The organism is Bradyrhizobium sp. SBR1B, from assembly GCF_014198205.1.
Taxonomy (GTDB): Bacteria; Pseudomonadota; Alphaproteobacteria; order Rhizobiales; family Xanthobacteraceae; genus Bradyrhizobium.
This window is the reverse complement of the sequence record NZ_JACIHC010000011.1, coordinates 31,298-50,048: the sequence shown is the minus strand read 5'-3', so window position 1 is coordinate 50,048 and position 18,751 is coordinate 31,298. Positions and strand designations below refer to the sequence as shown.

The 18,751-nt window shown below is 60.4% G+C and carries 17 protein-coding genes; 9 read left to right on the top strand and 8 right to left on the bottom strand.

What is annotated here, in order from left to right:
* Window positions 1–13: 13 nt before the first annotated feature.
* A complete protein-coding gene (locus GGD61_RS24970) occupies window positions 14–1,390 on the bottom strand; it encodes an aspartate aminotransferase family protein (RefSeq protein ID WP_183231426.1) in 1,377 nt (458 codons plus the stop codon).
* Between the two features lie 339 nt (window positions 1,391–1,729).
* Between GGD61_RS24970 and GGD61_RS24965 the strand changes: the two genes are divergently transcribed.
* The gene (locus GGD61_RS24965; protein ID WP_183231425.1) at window positions 1,730–2,419 is read left to right on the top strand and encodes a haloacid dehalogenase type II; all 690 of its coding nucleotides are present in this window, start codon (window positions 1,730–1,732) and stop codon (window positions 2,417–2,419) included.
* A 111-nt stretch (window positions 2,420–2,530) separates the two neighbouring features.
* Here the strand turns inward: GGD61_RS24965 and GGD61_RS24960 are convergent, their stop codons facing one another.
* The 3 genes from GGD61_RS24960 to GGD61_RS24950 form a co-directional block, all read right to left on the bottom strand.
* Entirely contained in the window at window positions 2,531–3,988 is a 1,458-nt protein-coding gene (locus GGD61_RS24960; protein WP_183231424.1) for an NAD-dependent succinate-semialdehyde dehydrogenase, read from the bottom strand.
* Window positions 3,989–4,197: 209 nt separating this feature from the next.
* Complete coding sequence (locus GGD61_RS24955; RefSeq protein ID WP_183231423.1) at window positions 4,198–4,554, bottom strand: cupin domain-containing protein; 357 nt, start codon at window positions 4,552–4,554, stop codon at window positions 4,198–4,200.
* 13 nt (window positions 4,555–4,567) lie between these two features.
* Window positions 4,568–5,491: a glyoxylate/hydroxypyruvate reductase A gene (locus tag GGD61_RS24950; RefSeq protein WP_183231422.1), complete on the bottom strand. Its 924-nt coding sequence runs from the start codon at window positions 5,489–5,491 to the stop codon at window positions 4,568–4,570.
* A gap of 345 nt (window positions 5,492–5,836) precedes the next feature.
* On the opposite strand from GGD61_RS24950, the gene GGD61_RS24945 reads away from it, so the two are divergent.
* Together GGD61_RS24945 and GGD61_RS24940 are read left to right on the top strand one after the other, a co-directional pair.
* On the top strand, window positions 5,837–6,715 hold the full coding sequence (locus GGD61_RS24945; RefSeq protein ID WP_183231421.1) for a GNAT family N-acetyltransferase: 879 nt from the start codon (window positions 5,837–5,839) through the stop codon (window positions 6,713–6,715).
* An 881-nt stretch (window positions 6,716–7,596) separates the two neighbouring features.
* Window positions 7,597–8,925: an integrase family protein gene (locus GGD61_RS24940; RefSeq protein WP_183231420.1), complete on the top strand. Its 1,329-nt coding sequence runs from the start codon at window positions 7,597–7,599 to the stop codon at window positions 8,923–8,925.
* 584 nt (window positions 8,926–9,509) lie between these two features.
* On the opposite strand, the gene GGD61_RS24935 is transcribed toward GGD61_RS24940, so the two are convergent.
* The 4 genes from GGD61_RS24935 to GGD61_RS24920 all read right to left on the bottom strand — a co-directional run bounded on the left by GGD61_RS24935 (window position 9,510) and on the right by GGD61_RS24920 (window position 12,658).
* On the bottom strand, window positions 9,510–9,986 hold the full coding sequence (locus GGD61_RS24935) for a DUF2269 domain-containing protein (RefSeq protein WP_183231505.1): 477 nt from the start codon (window positions 9,984–9,986) through the stop codon (window positions 9,510–9,512).
* On the bottom strand, window positions 9,986–11,263 hold the full coding sequence (locus GGD61_RS24930) for an SDR family oxidoreductase (RefSeq protein WP_183231419.1): 1,278 nt from the start codon (window positions 11,261–11,263) through the stop codon (window positions 9,986–9,988). Before GGD61_RS24930 ends, GGD61_RS24935 begins: the two co-directional genes overlap by 1 nt.
* Window positions 11,264–11,284: 21 nt before the next feature.
* Window positions 11,285–11,839: a hypothetical protein gene (locus GGD61_RS24925; RefSeq protein ID WP_183231418.1), complete on the bottom strand. Its 555-nt coding sequence runs from the start codon at window positions 11,837–11,839 to the stop codon at window positions 11,285–11,287.
* Window positions 11,840–12,190: 351 nt separating this feature from the next.
* Complete coding sequence (locus GGD61_RS24920) at window positions 12,191–12,658, bottom strand: metallophosphoesterase family protein (RefSeq protein ID WP_183231417.1); 468 nt, start codon at window positions 12,656–12,658, stop codon at window positions 12,191–12,193.
* 379 nt (window positions 12,659–13,037) lie between these two features.
* Here GGD61_RS24920 and coxB point away from each other — a divergent pair, with 379 nt between their 5' ends.
* The 6 genes from coxB (at window position 13,038) to GGD61_RS24890 (ending at window position 18,687) form a co-directional block, all read left to right on the top strand.
* Window positions 13,038–14,048: a cytochrome c oxidase subunit II gene (gene coxB / locus GGD61_RS24915; RefSeq protein ID WP_183231504.1), complete on the top strand. Its 1,011-nt coding sequence runs from the start codon at window positions 13,038–13,040 to the stop codon at window positions 14,046–14,048.
* A gap of 2 nt (window positions 14,049–14,050) precedes the next feature.
* Window positions 14,051–15,958: a cytochrome c oxidase subunit I gene (ctaD, locus tag GGD61_RS24910; protein WP_183231503.1), complete on the top strand. Its 1,908-nt coding sequence runs from the start codon at window positions 14,051–14,053 to the stop codon at window positions 15,956–15,958.
* On the top strand, window positions 15,955–16,554 hold the full coding sequence (locus tag GGD61_RS24905; protein WP_183231416.1) for a cytochrome c oxidase subunit 3: 600 nt from the start codon (window positions 15,955–15,957) through the stop codon (window positions 16,552–16,554). The genes ctaD and GGD61_RS24905 overlap by 4 nt, the downstream gene beginning before the upstream one ends.
* Entirely contained in the window at window positions 16,551–16,904 is a 354-nt protein-coding gene (locus GGD61_RS24900; protein WP_183231415.1) for a hypothetical protein, read from the top strand. Before GGD61_RS24905 ends, GGD61_RS24900 begins: the two co-directional genes overlap by 4 nt.
* Window positions 16,892–17,815 carry a cytochrome c oxidase assembly protein gene (locus tag GGD61_RS24895; protein ID WP_183231414.1) on the top strand — a complete coding sequence of 308 codons (924 nt, stop codon included), beginning with the start codon at window positions 16,892–16,894 and terminating at the stop codon, window positions 17,813–17,815. The genes GGD61_RS24900 and GGD61_RS24895 overlap by 13 nt, the downstream gene beginning before the upstream one ends.
* A 176-nt stretch (window positions 17,816–17,991) precedes the next feature.
* Entirely contained in the window at window positions 17,992–18,687 is a 696-nt protein-coding gene (locus GGD61_RS24890; RefSeq protein WP_183231502.1) for a heme-binding protein, read from the top strand.
* Window positions 18,688–18,751: the final 64 nt, after the last annotated feature.

The following is an 18,751-nucleotide window of genomic DNA, read 5'->3' as shown; positions in this document are numbered from 1 at the left end:
GGCAGCGCGGTGATCATCCCTTCATCGCCGCGCGGACGTCCTTGTCTTCGAGCGTCTGGTCGAGCGTAATCTTTGTCCGCTCAATAATGCCGTCGATGTCGTCATCGGTGCAGCACAGCGGCGGCGCGTAGCCCAGCACGCCTTGCGCGAAGGCGCGGATCACGAGACCATTGTCCCATGCGCGGTCGAAGATACGGCGCGCCGCGTCGGCTTCCGCCGGCAGAGGCGTCTTGAGCTCCTTGCCAGTCACGAGCTCGATTGCAGCCAGCATGCCGCGACCGCGGACATCGCCGACAAGTGGATGATCGGCAAGCGCGCGAAGACCTTCCATCAGCCGGTGCCCGGCCTTCCGGCCGTTTTCCAACAAGCCGTTTTCATAGAGATCAAGGCACGCGAGCCCAACGGCTGCGCTGACGGGATGAGCGGAATAGGTGTAGCCGTGGCCGACGGCCGCCTTGCCGGCACCATCGGCAATGGTGTTGTAGACGCCATCGGACATCAGAACGGCCCCCATCGGCACATAGCCCGAGGTCAGTCCCTTTGCCGTAGTCATGAGATCCGGCACGACGTCATCCTCGTCACAGGCAAAGAGCGGACCGACACGGCCAAAGCCGGTGATGACCTCATCGGCAACGAACAGAATATCGTGCTCCTTGCAGACAGCGTGCATGGCCTTCAGCCAGGACGGCGGCGGAACGAGGACGCCCCCTGATCCCTGTATCGGCTCGACATAGAACGCCGCGACGCGTTCGGCGCCGAGCTCGGCGATCTTGGCCCGCAAGGCCGCGACCGACGCCGCAATGATAGCTTGGGGATGGGAACCGACAGGATTGCGATAAGCATAGTGCGAGGGGATTTTGTGTTGCCAGTTGTATGGCACTCCAAAGCCCGCATGAAAGGCGGGCAGCGCCGTCAAGCCAGCCCCTGCCGTCGACGATCCATGGTAGCCAGACTCGACGGAAATGAACTGGTCCTTCTGCGGCCGCCCTTTGGAATGATAGTAGTACCTGATGAACCGGATCGTACTGTCGATAGCATCGGAGCCACCCAGCGTGAAGTAGACATGGTTCAGATCGCCAGGCGCCAATTCAGCCAACCTGGCCGCCAGCCGGATCGCCGGGTCCGAGCCCAAACCGAAATAGCCCGTCGCATAAGGCAGCTCCTGCAGCTGCCGCGTAGCCGCTTCAACGATGCTATCCTGTCCGTAGCCGGCATTGACGCACCACAGACCCGCAAAGCCGTCCAGCAATTGACGTCCCGAGACATCGGTCAGCGTCGCGCCCTTGCCTGACTTCAGCACGCGGACGTCCGTCCTCTCGTGGCTTCGATAAGACGAGACCGGGTGAATCAGATGCGCTCGATCGAGTTCAATCAGCGAGTTGCTCAGCATGTCGTCCTCCAGATCGGCCGCGATGATTGTGCGAGCAGCCCGTCGCGTCTGGGCTCAACATAAGCTGCCGAAGACAGCACTTGCTCCCAGGTAGGACATGGACGGAGGGCGTTTTGACTTTGATTGGGCACCATTGCGGCATCTTGTGCCGGCATGGTGGGGCGACGGCATTGAGGCCAAACAAGGAGAGCCGTCGTCGCGCAACTCTCTGCCATGGCTCCGATGCGATACGACACAATCTGCTCCCGACCACCGCGACATCGGCGCTTTATCTCGTCGGCTGCTCGCTATGGTGCGTGTCGTACCGGCAAGCGGTGCGAGATCGCAAGGATTGGAGCTATGGCGACATTCAGACCGAAATACATCACCTTCGACTGCTACGGCACGCTGACCAATTTCGACATGGCCGGCGCCGCGACCCGTGTCTATGGCTCGGAGCTTTCTGCCGCGGCGATGGCAAAGCTCATCAAGGACTTTTCAGCCTATCGCCTGGACGAGGTTCTCGGCGCGTGGAAGCCGTATTTCGAGGTGGTGCACAACGCGCTGGAGCGCGCCTGCAAGCGCAATGGTGTCGTCTTTCAGCCGGAGCATGCCCAGCGCATCAATGATGAGGTCCACACGTGGGGTCCACATGCCGACGTCCCGGCTGGTCTGGCCAAGGTTGCCAAAGAGATCCCGCTGGTCATCCTGTCGAACTCCATGAAGAACCTCATCATGTCGAACGTCGAAAAGCTCGGCGCCCCCTTCCACATGGTCATCACGGCCGAGGAAACCGGCGCCTACAAGCCACACATGAAGGGCTTCGAATACATGCTCGACAAGCTGGGCTGCGGCCCGGAAGATATCACCCACGTCTCCTCCTCGTTCCGCTACGATCTGATGACCGCCTACGATCTGGGTATCAAAAGCAAGGTATGGGTGAACCGCGGTCACGAGCCGGCGAACCCCTTCTATGAATACACCGAGGTCTCTGGCATCGGCGGCTTGGCTGCCGCAGTCGGCCTGGAGCCTCTTCGTAAAAGCGCCTGAGCGCAGTTCTTTCGGGATCGCTCGCGGCACTTCAGCAATAAAGATCTGCGCTGGTCAAGGAAAAGGGGGCGGTTCACCCCCCCCTTTTCTTGTTTCAGATCCGATGGACGCTCAATCCAGGCCGCCGACATGAAGGGCCTTGCTCTCGAGATATTCTTCTATCCCGAGCTGAGATCCCTCGCGTCCGAGGCCCGACTGTTTGACACCGCCGAAAGGCGCAACCTCCGTCGAGATCAGGCCGGTGTTCAGGCCGACCATGCCGAACTCCAGTGCTTCGGCAACACGCCAGGAACGCTTCAGGTTTTCAGTGTAGAAATACGCCGCAAGACCGAAGGGCGTACCGTTTGCGATCGCAATCGCCTCCTCCTCGGTCTCGAAGCAGAAAAGCGGTGCAACCGGCCCGAACGTCTCTTCGGACGCCAGGAGCATCTCGGTCGTCGCGCCGCCGAGCACGAGAGGCCGGACATATTGCCGACCTTCCGGCACTGCCTCACTCTCCGAGATGATCTTTGCGCCCTTGTCCAGGGCATCCGTGACGTGCCGCCTGATCTTCTCAATCGCCGCGCCATTGATCATCGGCCCGATTGCGACCCCCTCTTCGGTGCCGGCGCCGACCTTCATTTTCGCGACCTTGCCGGCGAGCCTCTCTGCGAACGCATCGTAGACGCCTGATTGGACGAGAATGCGATTGCAGCAGACGCAGGTCTGGCCCCCATTGCGGAATTTCGACGCAATTGCGCCCTCGACGGCGCGGTCGATATCGGCATCGTCGAAGACGATGAACGGCGCGTTGCCGCCGAGCTCGAGACTGAGCCGCTTGATGTTGTCGGCGGCGCCTTTCATCAGCAGCGCGCCGACGCGGGTCGATCCCGTGAACGAGATCTTGCGGACGGACTCATTGGCCATCAGCTCCTGGCCAATGTCCGCCGGCATACCCGTCACGATGTTGATCACGCCAGGTGGAATTCCTGCCCGCTCCGCCAGCACACCGATCGCGAGGCCCGAAAACGGCGTGAATTCAGAGGGCTTGATGACGACGGTGCAGCCCGCGGCCAGCGCAGGCGCCACCTTGCGTGTAATCATCGCGTTGGGAAAATTCCAGGGCGTGATGATCCCGCAGACGCCGACCGGCTCTTTCAAAACCAGAATGCGGCGATCGACCGTGGGAGACGGGATCGTCGATCCGTTGATCCGGCGCGCCTCTTCCGCAAACCATTTGACGAAGGAGGCCCCATAGCGGATTTCGCCGAGCGATTCCGCCAGTGGCTTGCCCTGCTCCAGCGTGAGCAGAAGAGCCAAATCCTGCTCATGGTGTCGCATCAGCTCATACCAGCGCTCCAGCAGCGCGGCGCGCTCTGCATGGGCCTTGGTCTTCCAATGCTTGAACGCGTCGGCCGCAGCGCGGATGGCAGCCCTGGTCTCCTTGCACCCCATATCGGGGATGGTGCCAAGAACTTGCTGGCTGGCAGGATCGATGACATCAACCGTCGCCTTCGCACTCGCGTCGCGCCAGTGGCCGCCGATCAGTGCCTGCTGGCGAAACAGATCCTTGTCTTTCAATGCAACCATGTATTTGTTCCCTTGCTCTTCGGGGTCAAACCGCCATCACTTCCGGATACGCGATTGGCGAGACAAAGCCGTCTCATCCGAGCCATACAGCACCGCGCGCCGCATTTTTCATCGAGAAGGAAGCGTCTGACGGCGTTGAATCCGGTCGGATGGGATCTCGAAAGTCGATTGTTTGGCCGTCGCTTAGTGGCCGCCGTCAGGCATCGTGCTCAGTCATAGTGACAGACATAGATCTTCCGCACGGTCTCGATCGTGCGCCAGACGCCGACAAAGCCCGGCTTCATCACAAAGCTGTCGCCGGCCCGAAATCGCCTGGTCTCGCCACCCTTTTCCTCGATTTCGATAAGACCCGAGATGATGTGGCAGAACTCGAAGGTGGTGCCCTTGATCGAATGGGTCTCGCCGGGGGTTGCCTCCCAGACGCCCGTCAGCACTTTCTCACCCTTCGAGGCGTCCTGCGCCCAGGTCTTGAAGGACGGATTGCCCGAAATGAGCCGTTCCGGATCCGGCACGGCCTTCTTCGGTACAAAATCCGGATTGGTGTCGATGGCAATCAGAAGTGACATGGCATCTTTCCTGTTAGTAACCGAGCGCTCGATCGACGAGGCCGATCGGATTTCGTCCAGCGCGGTGGCGCCGGATGTTCTCTATGACGGATTGTGCTGCCGTATGCGGTTGCGTCACGGACGCGATATGCGGCGTGATGATCACCTTCGGATGGGACCAGAGTGGATGGTTCTCTGGCAATGGCTCGGGATCGGTGACGTCAAGCATGGCGGCCGCAAGGTGCCCGCTGTCGAGCGCCTCGATGAGTGCACCCTGGTCAAGCTGCGGGCCGCGGCCGACATGGAGCAGTCTTGCTCCCGCCGGCACGAGAGAGAACAGCTGTGCGCTCAGGACGCCGCTTGTTTGCTCCGTCAAGGGCAGAAGACAGACGAGAATGTCCGCACCTTTCAGGAAGCTGCCAAGCTGATCTTCGCCGTGGAAGCAGGTGACACCCTCGATCGTCTTGTTGCTGCGGCTCCACGCGGCAAGCGGAAATCGAAACGGCTTGAGGCGATCAATCGCAGCTTGCGCCAACATGCCGAGGCCCAGAAAGCCGACGCGCCGATCGGCCGCCTGGGGCGTTGCAAGAGCCTGCCATAGGCCTCTTCCCTGCTGCTCCCGATAGGCAAGCATCTCGCGATGGAGTGTCAGCACCCCAAGCACGACGTACTCCTGCATCATGCGTATGATGCCATCCTCGATCATGCGCACGAGCTTGACGTGGCCAGGTAGGGTCTCCGGCTTGAATTGATCGACCCCCGCACCGGTGGAAAAGAGCATTTCCAGATTTCGAAAACGCGAGAGATCGTCGGGCGCGTTCCAGGTTATCAGGTACCGTACCTTTTCCGGCTCGAAGCATTCGCTGGAATGATAGAATTCGAGATCAGGGAGCTCGCGCGCAAAGGCCTGCCGGAATATAGCCGCCCGAGCAGCATCGGAATTGAAAAGGAACGCCATCGACGTGGTCCTCTCAGGTCCTCGCCCGGGATGCGGCGCGTTGAGACCGGCATGGCCGGCCACCGAGGGCTGGAAAGGCGGCGAGCCCTCCAGCGAAGCCTTCAACGTTCACTGGGGTCACCCTGCCTGCTGTTGCCGGATATCGATAGGCCGCAACCAGTAGCTTTCCCTGCTGAATCGAGCTGCACTGGCGGCGAAACATTTCGAGTACCGCCCGCCAAACAGGCGACACCTGCTGGCCTTCCGCGCTATGCTGCTGCAAAAGAGGGCTTGTGCGGCACGCAGCAGAAGGCCGGCGGGGGATAGCCGCAGGCTTTGAGCCCCGCGAAGGAATGGATGAGCTGAATGGGACGAACGGTACGCGTGAAGTCCTTTGAACTGGTGGCCAAGGACATCAACGACGTTGATGTGAAGCTGCTTCACGCGCTTTCGATCGGTGTCGGCTGGCCGCATCGCCCCAAGGACTGGGATTTCCTGCGCCGCGCCGGCCACGGCATCGTCGCCGTTGATGGCATAGACCGCGTTTTCGGCAGCGCGATGTGGTTCCCTTATAGCCAGGAATTCGCAACGATTGGCCTGGTGATCACATCGCCCCGAACCCAGGCACAAGGTACTGGTCGCTGGCTCATGGAGCAGGTCTTCGAGCGGTGTGGCGACCGGAATTTGACCCTCAACTCAACCCATGCCGCCTATCATCTGTATCTGTCGCTGGGGTTCACGAAGGAAGCCACCGTATATCTGTGGCAAGGAGAGATCGTCTCACCACCTCCGCCGGTGCCGGCTCTGGCCGGTGAATTGAGTTCGCTGTCCACGGCGAACATCGGAGAGATCGCGGCACTGGATGAACGCGCGTTCGGAACTAACCGGCAGAAGCTGCTCGCATTGCTTTCTGAAGGTGCGTCAATCTCCGTCCTGCGCCGCGGCGGAGAGACCGTCGGTTATTCCATGAAGCGCGAATTCGGCCGCGGTCATGTGATCGGCCCGATCGTTGCCAGCAACGATTGTGACGCGATCCATCTCACCGCTGTGCATCTTAGGGATCTCGCCGGACAATTCGTCCGCGTCGATACGCGGGAGCAGACGGGTCTGTTTGCCGACTTCCTTCAACAGAGCCGCCTCGGAATGACCGACACCGTCACAACGATGTCTAAGGGCCGGCGATTCCTGAACAGAAAGGAAAATGAGCCGTGGGTGTACGGGCTAGCCGGTCACGCGTTGAGCTGAGGCTATCAAGCGAAGCTCCGTGAGAACTGGTACCAACGGTGCCGATCGCGACCCTACCGAGACGGGCCGTGGCTAGGGCGACCAGCAGAGGGACGAGTCGCTCGCGAAGCGGACCCAAGCGCACGAAATCGTAATTTGGCGTATACAGTCGCGCAATTGGCGAAGAGAGTGGGAGCCGAACCTACGATTCACGATCGTGTTGCTCAATTCCAATAACCAGGCCGCCGCCGTCAGGATCGAGCGCGCAACTTTCGCGAGAGACGACGGACCTTGCTATCCGGTCATGTACATACGGCCCGCGATGTCCCGAGGGATTCGCTGTCGCTGCCGTCACACTCCTCCGGAGATCAATCCACGTCCAAGGACGACCCCGACGCTAGCCTTCAATGGATTTTTCTTGATCTCGCGGTGCCCCCGTCGTGCACACGCCACCCTTTAACTATCTGAAGAACCTGAACTCTCGTTCCAATCCATATTGGACAACCCGTAACGCCACACGTGGCTCGTCATCCGCTAGTGGCCAGTCGGGCCTCACTTACACAACGAACTGCTGAGGTATCGCGCGATGCACCTCTTTATCGCGCTGGCCGCCGTTGGTTGAAAGACCGTTTGAAAAATCAAATGCTCAAACGGTCTTGCTGGCTAATGCATTGAAATGGTGGGCGCACCAGGGCTCGAACCTGGGACCCGCTGATTAAGAGTTCAAGACCATCCCTTCGCTGGAGTTTCTAAACGCACGCCGCCCCACGACGAGTCTTCGAGAACCCCTTTGTTCATAGGTGTTTCTCGCATAGCTTCGCGTTCCGTCGAACTCAGCCCTTCCAACTGCTCATTCCGCCAACACCGTTTGAAAACCGTTTTGGCGACCGTGGACTCTCGTCATGACCGATATTCGACTCTCTCTCACCGACAAGACAATCGCTCAATTGCCCACTCCGAAGGAAGGCTGGTACCTGGCGCGTGATACAGAATTGAAGGGCTTCTTCGTGGTCATTGGAAAGCGAAGGAGGACCTTTACCGTCCAAGGTGACCTGAGGCGCGGTGGCAAACGGGCTTCATCCATTAGGGTTTCCATTGGTGATTCTAGTGAGATGTCGACCCGCGCTGCGCGCGCCACTGCCAAGGAGTACTTGGCCCAGATTAGCCGCGGACGGCACCCAAAGGACGATAAACAAGCCGAAGGAGCGCATCCCGTTCCGGCGACGGCAATTGGTAGGACGGTCTCGAGCATCACTCTCAGGCAAGCCTGGGAACGGTATCTAGATGCCCATCTGATCCGGAAGAGCCGCAGCGAAAAGACCATCGAAGGCTACCGCGATCACGTCGAACGCATTTTTGCGGAGTGGCTCGATAATCCTCTCCATGAGCTTGCAACGGATCCTGCTCGTGTGGCCAAGAAGCACGACCAAGTTACAAAGGAAAACGGGCCGTACATGGCCAATGGCAGCATGAGAACCCTGCGAGCCATCTACAATCATGCACGGAAGACGAACAGGTCCTTGCCGTCAGATAACCCGGCCGATGCGGTCGACTGGAATGAGGAGGAGCGCCGCAACACCGGGATGGGATCGGCCGACCTGAAGGGCTGGTTTGCGCAGCTCGCCACCCTCGACAACCCGGTCCGCAGAGAGTTCCACCTCTTCACTCTTCTTTCCGGTTCAAGGCCTGCTGCGCTCCAGGAAGCCAAGCTGGAGCACATCGATTTTCGGCGCCGCACGCTCCACATTCCCAAGCCAAAAGGCGGTAAGAGGAAGGCTTTCGATATTCCGTTGTCGCGACAGATGGTCCTTTGTCTCGTCCGAACAACCCGTTTCGGCAGACATATGTATCCTGTGCAAGCGCAAAAGTGGGTGTTTCCGGCCGACAGCGCGTCGGGACATTTGGCCGAGACAAAAGAGGACCGGGCAGTGCTATCGAAATGGGGAAACGACCTTCGCCAAACCTTCCGCACGATTGCGACGTCGGCCGGCGTCTCGGAAGTCGACGCCAAGCTCCTGATGAACCATGCGATTCCCGGCGTAAACGCAGGCTACATCACGCGGCACAAGCTTCTCGAGGACCATCTGCGCCGACAGCAGCAGGCGATCAGCAGTGCCGTGTTTGCTGCCCTAAACGGATCAATGACCCTAGAAGGTTCGTTGCAGGATTGGCTCGGAAGAGGCCGGAGCCGATTCGGAACTCAGTCGGCGCCTCCCGCTAAGAAAGTGTAGCACGGCCGGCTGCTCAAATTGGGCAATCTGGAGCACAGCGCGTTGAAAATTCGAGTTTCTGCGCTCGTGGACCGGTCCAATCCAGCATGGACCAATTTAAGTGAGCAAGAGCATTTTAAAAGCAATGACATCAATCATCGTCCGCTTTCGAGCTAGGAGCTTTGGGTTGGGTAACCGTTACCTTCCGAAGGCAAAGGTCATCTTCGCATTGGGGCTGGTTCGAGAGGGGTGTCGCACAGTTCGGCGCCTCGCTCATCCTGTACCCCGACCGACCCCTTGGTGAGGTGCCAGCCTTCGCGGCCGCGTAGGTTCCTACCGCCTCCCCTCCCATCGATAGGCTTTGCGATCAACAGGCTGGCCCGCTGCCGCGCGTCGCGGCTCTATTCCTCGCGATCAAGAAGCTGGCGAATGTCGAGAAGAAACCGGGTGAGTCCCTCGTCGGCAGCCGTGTTGTCGGGCGGCCCTATGGTCGTGATGCCCCAGTTCGCCAGGTCTGCGCGTTGTCTCGGCGGCTGCAGCAAGTTGGCATAGTATCGCCTAGGCAACTCAAATCCTGAGTCTAGCTCGGCAATTGCTCCCATCTTTCAAAAAACCGCAGGTTGGGGTTTGGCTATCATCAGCCAGAGTATAGCGGCTATGGCAGTGAACGCTGGAATGCCGAAGGCGAACCACAGCCAAAAAATTCGGTGATATTCAGGCGGCAAAGGCGAGCCTTTTGCCGCTGCGATTGAAGCAATGTCCCTAAGGCGCATTTGCATCCAAACAACGGGCAGCCATAGTGCCCCCGTGATGAGATACAGCACGATCGACCAAACGATCCATCCTTCCCAGAAGGAGTAGCCGACGTGCAGCACAAGCAGCGAGCCTGTGATGGGCTGTGCAACGACGGCAGTGGCCGTGAAGATAAAATCCGCAATCACAACAATTCGGGCGACGCCCGCGATGACGGAGGGCTTTCCGCCGAGGTGAGCTGCAAGCATGAAGAATGCAATGCCGGATCCTGTGCCAAGCAAGACAGCGGCGCCGACGATATGTAAGTACTTAAGAACGAAGTATAGCATCATCGATCTTCAAGAACAGCTAGCGCTACGAAATGCAGGACGATAATCGGCCAAATTTTTAGCATCGGCCCTAGAGGGTCGGCCCATAGGCGAGGCACAAGTATGGTCCCGATGACCGCGTAAGTGAAGGAGATCGCGATGGCCGCATAGAGTCCGTACCGGGTTGTTGGTCGATAGGCAATCGCGAGTCCAATCACCAGGTCGGACAAAGCGCCGGCGACCACCGTGAGCGCCGCACTCGTTCCTTCGACACCGCCCTCGCCCATGAGGCCCATACCGTAGCCCCAGCCCGGCCCCAGCGAGACAAAGGCGGTCGAGATCCAGAATAGAGACAACACGATAAATATCGCTGGTTTAAGCAAGTACATGCGCGCAAACCAGCGTTCCTGCACTGAAGCTGGTTCGGAGGCCAAGAACTCCGGAAGCCCTTTTGGATGCAGCCCAAGCCGCCGCATGTCTTTAAGATCGCCGACCGCGCCTCGCTTGATCTCCCGCTCGGCAGTGCTCCGTACGGGAGGCCGCCAGCCCAACAGCGAAATCATGTCACCGAATTTGTACATCACGCTCGAAGCAAAGTTGGGCAAGCGGATCTCGCGCGCCCGAGGCCAACGGTACCAACGGCGGATCAGCGCAATGACTTCGGGGAAAGAATGGCGATGCGGGCCGACCAGTTCGACAATTGTCCGTGTGGGCGCACCGGGCTCTAGAAAATGCTGCACGGTTTTCACGACGTCCTCGAGCAGGACGATCTGGAGCTGTCCCGTGTTCGGCATCACCGCCAGAGCCGGCAGGGCCGCCAAGCCTCGCACGAGCGCGCTGGCCCCATAGGCCGCCCGACCGATCACGACGGACGGACGCAAGATGATCCAGTCGAGGTCACGCGCCATCAGAGCCTTGTCGCCAGATAATTTCGTTTCTGAAAACGCGCTGGGAGTTTGCCGGTCTACCCCGATTGCGGAGAAATGGATGACGCGGCGGATTTTGAGTTGCTCGCAGGCGGAAAAAAGGGTCGCAATGCCCTGATGATGGACCATTGACGTGGAATCTTTTGGGCTATCCTGGAGTACCCCGGCGCAATTCACTACGGCCTCTACGCCATCAAGATGGGGCAGCCAATAGGACGGAGACGTCGCCTGGTTAAGGTCGACCGAGATAGTACTCGGACTCCCAAAATCCACGTTTCTACTCATAGACACAATTGAATGGCCGCGCGAGGACAGGTCAGCCACGATCGCGGATCCCAATAGTCCTGTCCCTCCGATGACGGCAACCTTCATTGATGTTCTCCGCGTTCGGAGTTAAATTCTTTTCCGCGACCGCAAACCTCGAACGAATTCCTCCATATAGGGAAGGACTTCAAACAACAGGACTGCGAATAAGAATGCAGCCACGTAGGTCCAGGGTAATGGCTCTCGCTTCAGCACGAGTTCGTAACGTGCGGGCTCAGAGCCCATCCCCGAGAGGCTAAGGAATTGCGGCCAGTTCAAGATAATCACAATAACCATCGCCATGAGGGGCATCAGTTCAAGAAAACTATGGACCTGCTGTTCGATGGGCGTGATGAGCCGCTTATGGCTAGCGAATGTTGTGTCCCAGAGGGCTGTCAGCTGATGCGCAACAAAACCGGCAATCATAGCCGCAATTATGAGGGCGTTGATCTCCAAAAAAATCGCCGCCAGTATCGGTATCGCCAGTTCGATCAACATCAATAGGTGAAGCAGAGTTTCCTTATAACCGCTCGTTATCTCAATCCGAGAAGCGCGATGGCAAAGGTAATCAGCAAAGCCGGCCAATAACCAGAGGGGAAGCACAAAGTACAGCAATATGGTTTCGGCTGCTGCGAAATGAGACATTCGGTAAGCGCTCTCCTCTCTACAGGCTGCCTGGAGTGCGAAGGGGGGTATGACATGTCCTCATTTCGCAACTCCTGGGCCGCCAACGGCCAGAATTCTTGCTCCCTGCCTTCGGTTTGCCGTTCCGCTCCCATAATTCATATTCTCGATTTTCTTTTTGCCAATCCCTCCTCCGCTGATAAACCCGACAAGTCCGCGGGGTTCCTTCGCCGAAATGAACGCGGCGACCGCGGCCTACGTGATCGAGAAAGGTATTGGAGCTCCCCATCCGCGAGCGGCCCCCATTGAGGCCGAGATCCTGACAGCCTTCTCGCTGATAATTTGAGCGTTTGCCTTTGCCATATGTCGCCGCTAGGACTCACCGAGCGTGTGCACGATCGGTCGAAGCTCGCCACTCTCGTCAAGATCGAGCGTCGCCAGCGTGATCGGGAGCTTGAAGCGTCGCGGCCCGGCGCTCCCGGGATTGAGATAAAGAACCCCGTCAACCGCCCTGACGCTCGCCCGGTGCGAATGACCGAAAATCACGGCAGCGGCGCCCTCAGGCGCAGGTTTGCTCCCGAGCTCGTTCAGATCATGCAGGATGTAGAAGTCGTACCGGCCGAGGCGCACGGTCTCCTTATCCCGATAGTCCCGGGCCCAATCGCCGGTATCGACATTCCCCCGAATCGCAGTGACAGGCGCAATCCTGCGTAGCCCTTCGAGCACGTGCTCGGCACCGATATCGCCGGCATGAATGATATGCGCGACTCCGTTAAGGCAACGCTCCACTTCTGGCCGTAGGAGCCCATGCGTATCCGAGATCACCCCAATTCTGATCACAGCGCTCTCCTGACGTCCCGTCCACGCGCTCCCGCGCTTAGGAACCACGGCAGCATGCTTGCAGTTTGCGTCCCAGCGAACGCCCAGCTTGACCGGAACACCGAAGCGACGCAACGCCGCAATGATCCACAAAAGCGGATGGCAAGGTGATCGAACGCGGAGGACGATATATGTTCGAAGGCCTTCGCGCGATCGCCCAGCCCGGAGCGATGATTGCCATAGTCCTTGTCTTGCTCCTGATGGCCGTGGCTGACGGGGCAATCTTCATCGCAGCCACGGGCTGGCCCTTCTGACTTGGGGGACCAGCCGCCTCGCTGCAATAGGAACCTTCATAGGATTGACCGGTTCGCCCTGCAACAGGAGAGCACGGCGAACATCGATGCCTGTCCCGATGCGAACGGCTCTGGTGCCATTTGCCACATTGCCGCTGGCCGCTTGCGCCGGCCGGCAGTCCGCGCTCGACCCGCAGGGACTTCAGTCTGACGAGATCCTCCGCACCCTCTTCATCTTCCTGATCGTGGCGGCCGTCGTTTGGATCGCCGTGGTGATCGTGCTTTGCGTGAGCATGCTGCGCCGGAAGCGCGCGGCAGACCAACCCCTCGCACTGGACGCGCCCTTTGAGCAAGCGACCGGTCGCGTCGTCTTTGCCTTGGGGGCCGCTACCCTTGTCATCGTGCTTGGACTGTCCATCGTCAGTTATGCCGGTCAACGTACCGTCTTTGCCAAGGACGAGCACGCCCTCACGCTCAAGATCATCGGCCATCAATGGTGGTGGGAGGTTCGCTACGAGGACGACAGTCCCGACAAGAGCTTCGTGACCGCCAACGAGATCCGCATTCCGACCGGCGAGCCGGTGAAAGTCGAGCTCGAATCCGCCGACGTGATCCACAGCTTCTGGGTGCCGAGCCTGACCGGGAAGATGGACCTCATCACCGGGCAGAAAAATGAGCTGCAATTCACGGCAAAAAATGCCGGCGTCTATCGCGGCCAGTGCGCCGAATTCTGCGGCCTTCAGCACGCGCACATGGCCTTCGCCGTGCTCGCACTGTCGCCGGACGAATTCGGCCGCTGGCGCGATCACGAGAACCAAAGCGCCACCAGCCCGACCGACCCGCTCGGCAAGCAGGGCGAGCAGCTGTTTCGCGCAAGAGGCTGCGCGCTCTGCCATACGATCCGCGGCACGCTCGCCGGCGGCCAAGTCGGCCCAGATCTCACGCATATCGGCAGCCGGACGACGGTCGCAGCCGGAACGCTGCCGATGTCCTCGGCAACCCTCGGCGCCTGGATTGCCGATCCCCAGCACATCAAGCCCGGAAATAACATGCCGAGGATGCCGCTGCAGTCGGGCGAGCTTATCGCGCTCATTCATTATCTGGAGCAGCTCAAGTGAGCATGGTGGCCGAGCAACGCGAGTTGCGCGATGACGCGCTGAATGGCCTTCAGCTTTCGACCCGCATGGAGAGCATCTGGCGCACGCCATCCGGCTTTTCCGGCGCGCTGATGTCGGTAGATCATAAGGTCGTGGGACGCCGCTACATCGTCACGGCATTCGCATTTCTGCTGCTCGGCGGACTTCTCGCCGTGCTCATGCGCGTCCAACTTGCCAAACCCGAGAGCACGTTTCTCTCGGCGGACAAGTACAACCAGATCTTCACCATGCACGGCTCGACGATGATGTTCCTTTTCGCCGTGCCTGTGATGGAGGCCTTCGCCGTCTACCTCGTGCCGCTGATGGTTGGAACCCGGAACATCGCTTTCCCACGTCTGAACGCCTTCAGCTACTGGATGTTCTTGTTCGGAGGCTGCTTCCTCTGGATGTCCTTCGCCCTTAACGTGGGGCCGGATGTCGGGTGGTTCGCCTATGTCCCGCTGTCCTCGTTGCAGTATACGCCGACCAAACGGCCCGACGTCTGGGCGCAAATGATCACCTTCACTGAAGTGGCTGCGCTTGCGATTTCCGTCGAGATCGTCGTGACCGTCTTCAAGCAGCGCGCGCCCGGGATGACGCTCGACCGTATTCCCCTCTTCGTCTGGGCGATGCTGGTCACCAGCTTCCTGGTGATGTTCGCCATGCCATCCATCATGGTCGCATCGACCTCGCTGATCCTCGATCGCCTCGTCAACACGCGCTTTTACGATTCCTCGTCGGGCGGGCATCCCCTGCTCTGGCAGCATCTCTTCTGGTTTTTCGGCCATCCCGAGGTCTACATCATCTTCATTCCCGGCACCGGCATGGTCTCGGCGATCCTCGCCACATTCGCGCGCCGGCCGGTGGTCGGCTACCCCGTTGTCATTCTGTCACTGATCGCGACGGGCTTTTTGTCGTTCGGCCTTTGGGTCCACCACATGTTCGTGACGGGCCTGCCCCAGCTCGGCGCCGGCTTGTTCACGGCGTCCAGCATGCTGATCGCGGTGCCAAGCGGACTACAGATATTTTGTTGGCTGGCGACGCTCTGGGATGGCCGCCCGGTCTACCGCACCCCGCTCCTGTTCGTGATCGGCTTCATCGTCATTTTCGTGCTCGGCGGACTGTCCGGCGTGATGGTCGCGTCGGTCCCAATCGACAGCCAGGTGCATGACACCTATTTCGTCGTCGCCCACTTCCATTACGTCCTGATCGGCGGCGCCGTATTCCCGCTCATTGGCGCGGTCTACTATTGGTTTCCCAAGATCACTGGCCGGATGCTGAGCGAGAGGTTCGGCCGCTGGAACTTCTGGCTCGCCTTTGTCGGCTTCAATGTCGCGTTCTTCCCGATGCACATTCTCGGGCTGATCGGGATGCCGCGTCGCGTCTACACCTACACCGCCGACATGGATTGGGCGCATCTCAACCTGTTATCCAGCGGCGGAGCCGCTATTTTTGCGTTCAGCTTTGCGCTGCTGCTCGTCAATGTGATCCACAGTCTGCGCAGCGGCACGCTGGCGGGCGATAATCCCTGGGATGCCTCCACCCTGGAATGGGCGACGTCCTCACCGCCGCCGCCGCAGAATTTCGACCGCATTCCCGTGGTCAAGCACCGCGATCCGCTCTGGCTCGACAACGCTAGCCTGCCTGTCGTCGCGGGCCTCAGCGTCGAGCGGCGAGAGGTGCTCCTGACATCGCTGGCCGAAGCGGAGCCGCAGATCCGGGAGGCGTCTCCCGAGCCGAGCATCTGGCCGCTGCTGACGGCCATCGCGACAACGGTGTTCTTCATCGGCTCGATCTTTACGCCTTGGGCAGTGCTGTGGGGCACGCCGCCGATGGCTGTCGCCTTGATCGGCTGGTTCTGGCCGGCCGGCAGCAAGGAGGACGAAGAGTGAGACAAACAATCGTCCGCAATGTCGCGGGGCTGCCTACCTACGGCTACGGTCCGCGCAGCGGCCCCTGGTGGGGCGCCATGGGCTTCATGGCGCTGGAGGGGATGGGATTTGCCATCGCGATCGGCGCCTACCTCTATCTCTATGCCGTCAATCCGAACTGGCCGATTGGCGCTGCGCCTCCCGATCTCTGGCCCGGCACGGCCGAGACCATCATCTATCTCCTGAGCATCATTCCGAACGAGATGACCAATCGCGTCGCTCATCGGCAGGACCTTGCGAAAGTACGCGTAGGCCTCATCGTGATGGCGCTGATCGGAATTGCCCTGCTCGTCCTGCGCGGCTTCGAATTCGCTCATCTCAACACGCGCTGGGACAACTCGGCCTACGGATCGATCGTCTGGTTGATCCTGGGACTGCACACGACCCACCTCGCCACCGACGTTGGCGACACGATCGTGCTGGCAGTGCTGATGTTCACCCGCCACGCCAAGCCGCGCCGGTTCAGCGACGTCACCGATAACGTGTTCTACTGGAATTTTGTCGTGCTGGCCTGGTTGCCGCTCTACGTCCTGCTCGACTGGGTGCCGCGCCTATGACCGCCGCCGAAAGACATACCAGACTGCTTTATTGGGCCGGTGTCGCCCTCGGGCCGCTAGCCTGGGGCATCAACCTGCAAGGCGTCTATGCGCTCGCCCATTTCTCGTGCGAGACGACGAAGCTGACCGGCACGATCATGAGCGCGGTCCTGGTCGTTGTCGCCCTCGCTGGCACGGTGATATCGGCACGCGCAGTCCGGCGCGGCGCGGGGGCTGAGTGGACCGATGCCCAAGGCGGCGGCCCGCGGACGTTCATGGCGTGGCTCGGCGTCAGCTCCGGCGTTCTGTTCGCGCTGGTGATCGTCAACCAACTCGCGGCATCGCTGATGATCAGTCCATGTCTGCGCTGAGCCTGCTGGCATTTCTGCTTGGCCTTTCGGCAACGCCTGCGTCAGCGCATGGCATCTCGGACGTCGACCCGGGCTCGCTCTGGAGCTCCGATCCCTGGCTTCTGGCGCCGCTCTACGCCGTGGGCATTTCCTTCTACATCGGCACGCAGCGGCTCTGGCGCCATGCCGGCGGGGGCCGGGGCGTCAGCTTCCGTCAGGTCGGCGCCTTCTGGACCGGATGGCTGATCGTCGCGCTCGCCCTGACATCGCCGTTGCATTGGCTCGGCGAACGCCTGTTCACCGCACACATGATCGAGCACGAGCTGCTCATGGTGGTCGGGGCGCCGCTGATGGCCTACGCCCGGATCAACGGGCCGGTGATGTGGAGCCTGCCCGCCTCGCTGCGACCCGCGGCGGGCCGACTCTTGAATTGGCCAATTGTGGCCCGACCATGGGCCGCCGTCAGTCATCCCGTCTGCGCGACGGCCCTGCATGGCCTGGCGCTCTGGGCCTGGCATGCGCCGCCGCTCTATGCGTGGGCGCTCGAAAACACGGCCATCCATCGCCTCCAGCACATCAGCTTCTTTGTAACCGCGCTGTTGTTCTGGTGGGTACTTTTCCATGGCCGCGGCGTCGGACGCAGCCTGCGGCTGCGGGACGGCATCGCGATCGGATGCCTGTTCGTCACTGTCCTTCATTCCGGCGTGCTCGGAGCGCTCTTGACGTTGTCGACCCGCACATGGATTCCGGGCCAGGGCGCCCTCGCCGGCGAGTTCGATTTATCCCCTCTGGAAGATCAGCAGCTCGCGGGCATTTTGATGTGGGTGCCCATGGGGATGCTCTACACCGGCGCAGCACTGTTCTTCGCCTATCGGTGGCTTATCACGATTCCTGCGCGCTCCTCCATGCCGGTGGCCCGGCACGCCGGCTGAATCATGGACTCAGGGCGAACATAGGAACCGCAGCTGTGATGCAACGTTCGCCAGCTGACTCTCGAGCATCGCGTGGAGGCCATATGGGCAAACCAACCTTCCGAGCGACCGTTATCATCGCGGCCGCTCTTGCGACGCTGCAAGGCGCAAGCGCGCATGGTCAGCCGCGCACAGGAATGTCGTGTCCGGTCGACCATGATCAGCTCGCGGACATCTTGAAGAAGAGCGTCAAGCCCGGCGGCGGTCCCAGCAATGGCGGCCTCGACAACAACGAGTGGGCTGCTGTCGTGAACCGGCAAGGCGTGGTCTGTGCCGTAGCCTACAGCGGCAGCAAGGTCGACGAGCAATGGCTCGGCAGCCGCGCCATCGCCGCCGAAAAGGCCAACACGGCGAACGCCTTCAGCCTGAAGGACAAGGCGATGGCGACCGCCAATCTCTACGCGGGCGCCCAGCCCGGTGGCTTCCTGTTCGGTGCGGCTCTCGGTAACCCGCCGTCTCCTGAGGTCATTTACGCGGGCACACCGGACGAATTCGGCACCGCTCATGATCCGATGGTTGGCAAGCCGGTCGGCGGCACGATCGTGTTCGGAGGCGGGCTGGCGCTCTACGACGGAAACGGCATCGCCGGCGCGCTCGGCGTCAGTGGCGACAGCTCCTGTGCGGATCACAATGTGGCCTGGCGCGTGCGCCACTTCCTCGGCCTCGATCACGTTCCGGCCGGCGTCAGCCCGAACATGAAAGATGCGATCATCTACGACATCGGTCCGGACGGCAAAAGCCCGTCGGGTTTCGGTCATCCCAAGTGCAACGGCAAGGAGGATCAGATTGCCGTCGACCTCGGCGCGGGCGTATCGGGAAATGTCGTTAGATAGCTCCCTCTCGAGCACTCAGGAACCAAGCACGCGTGCAACGTTTGTACGTTCGCAAACCGGCCTG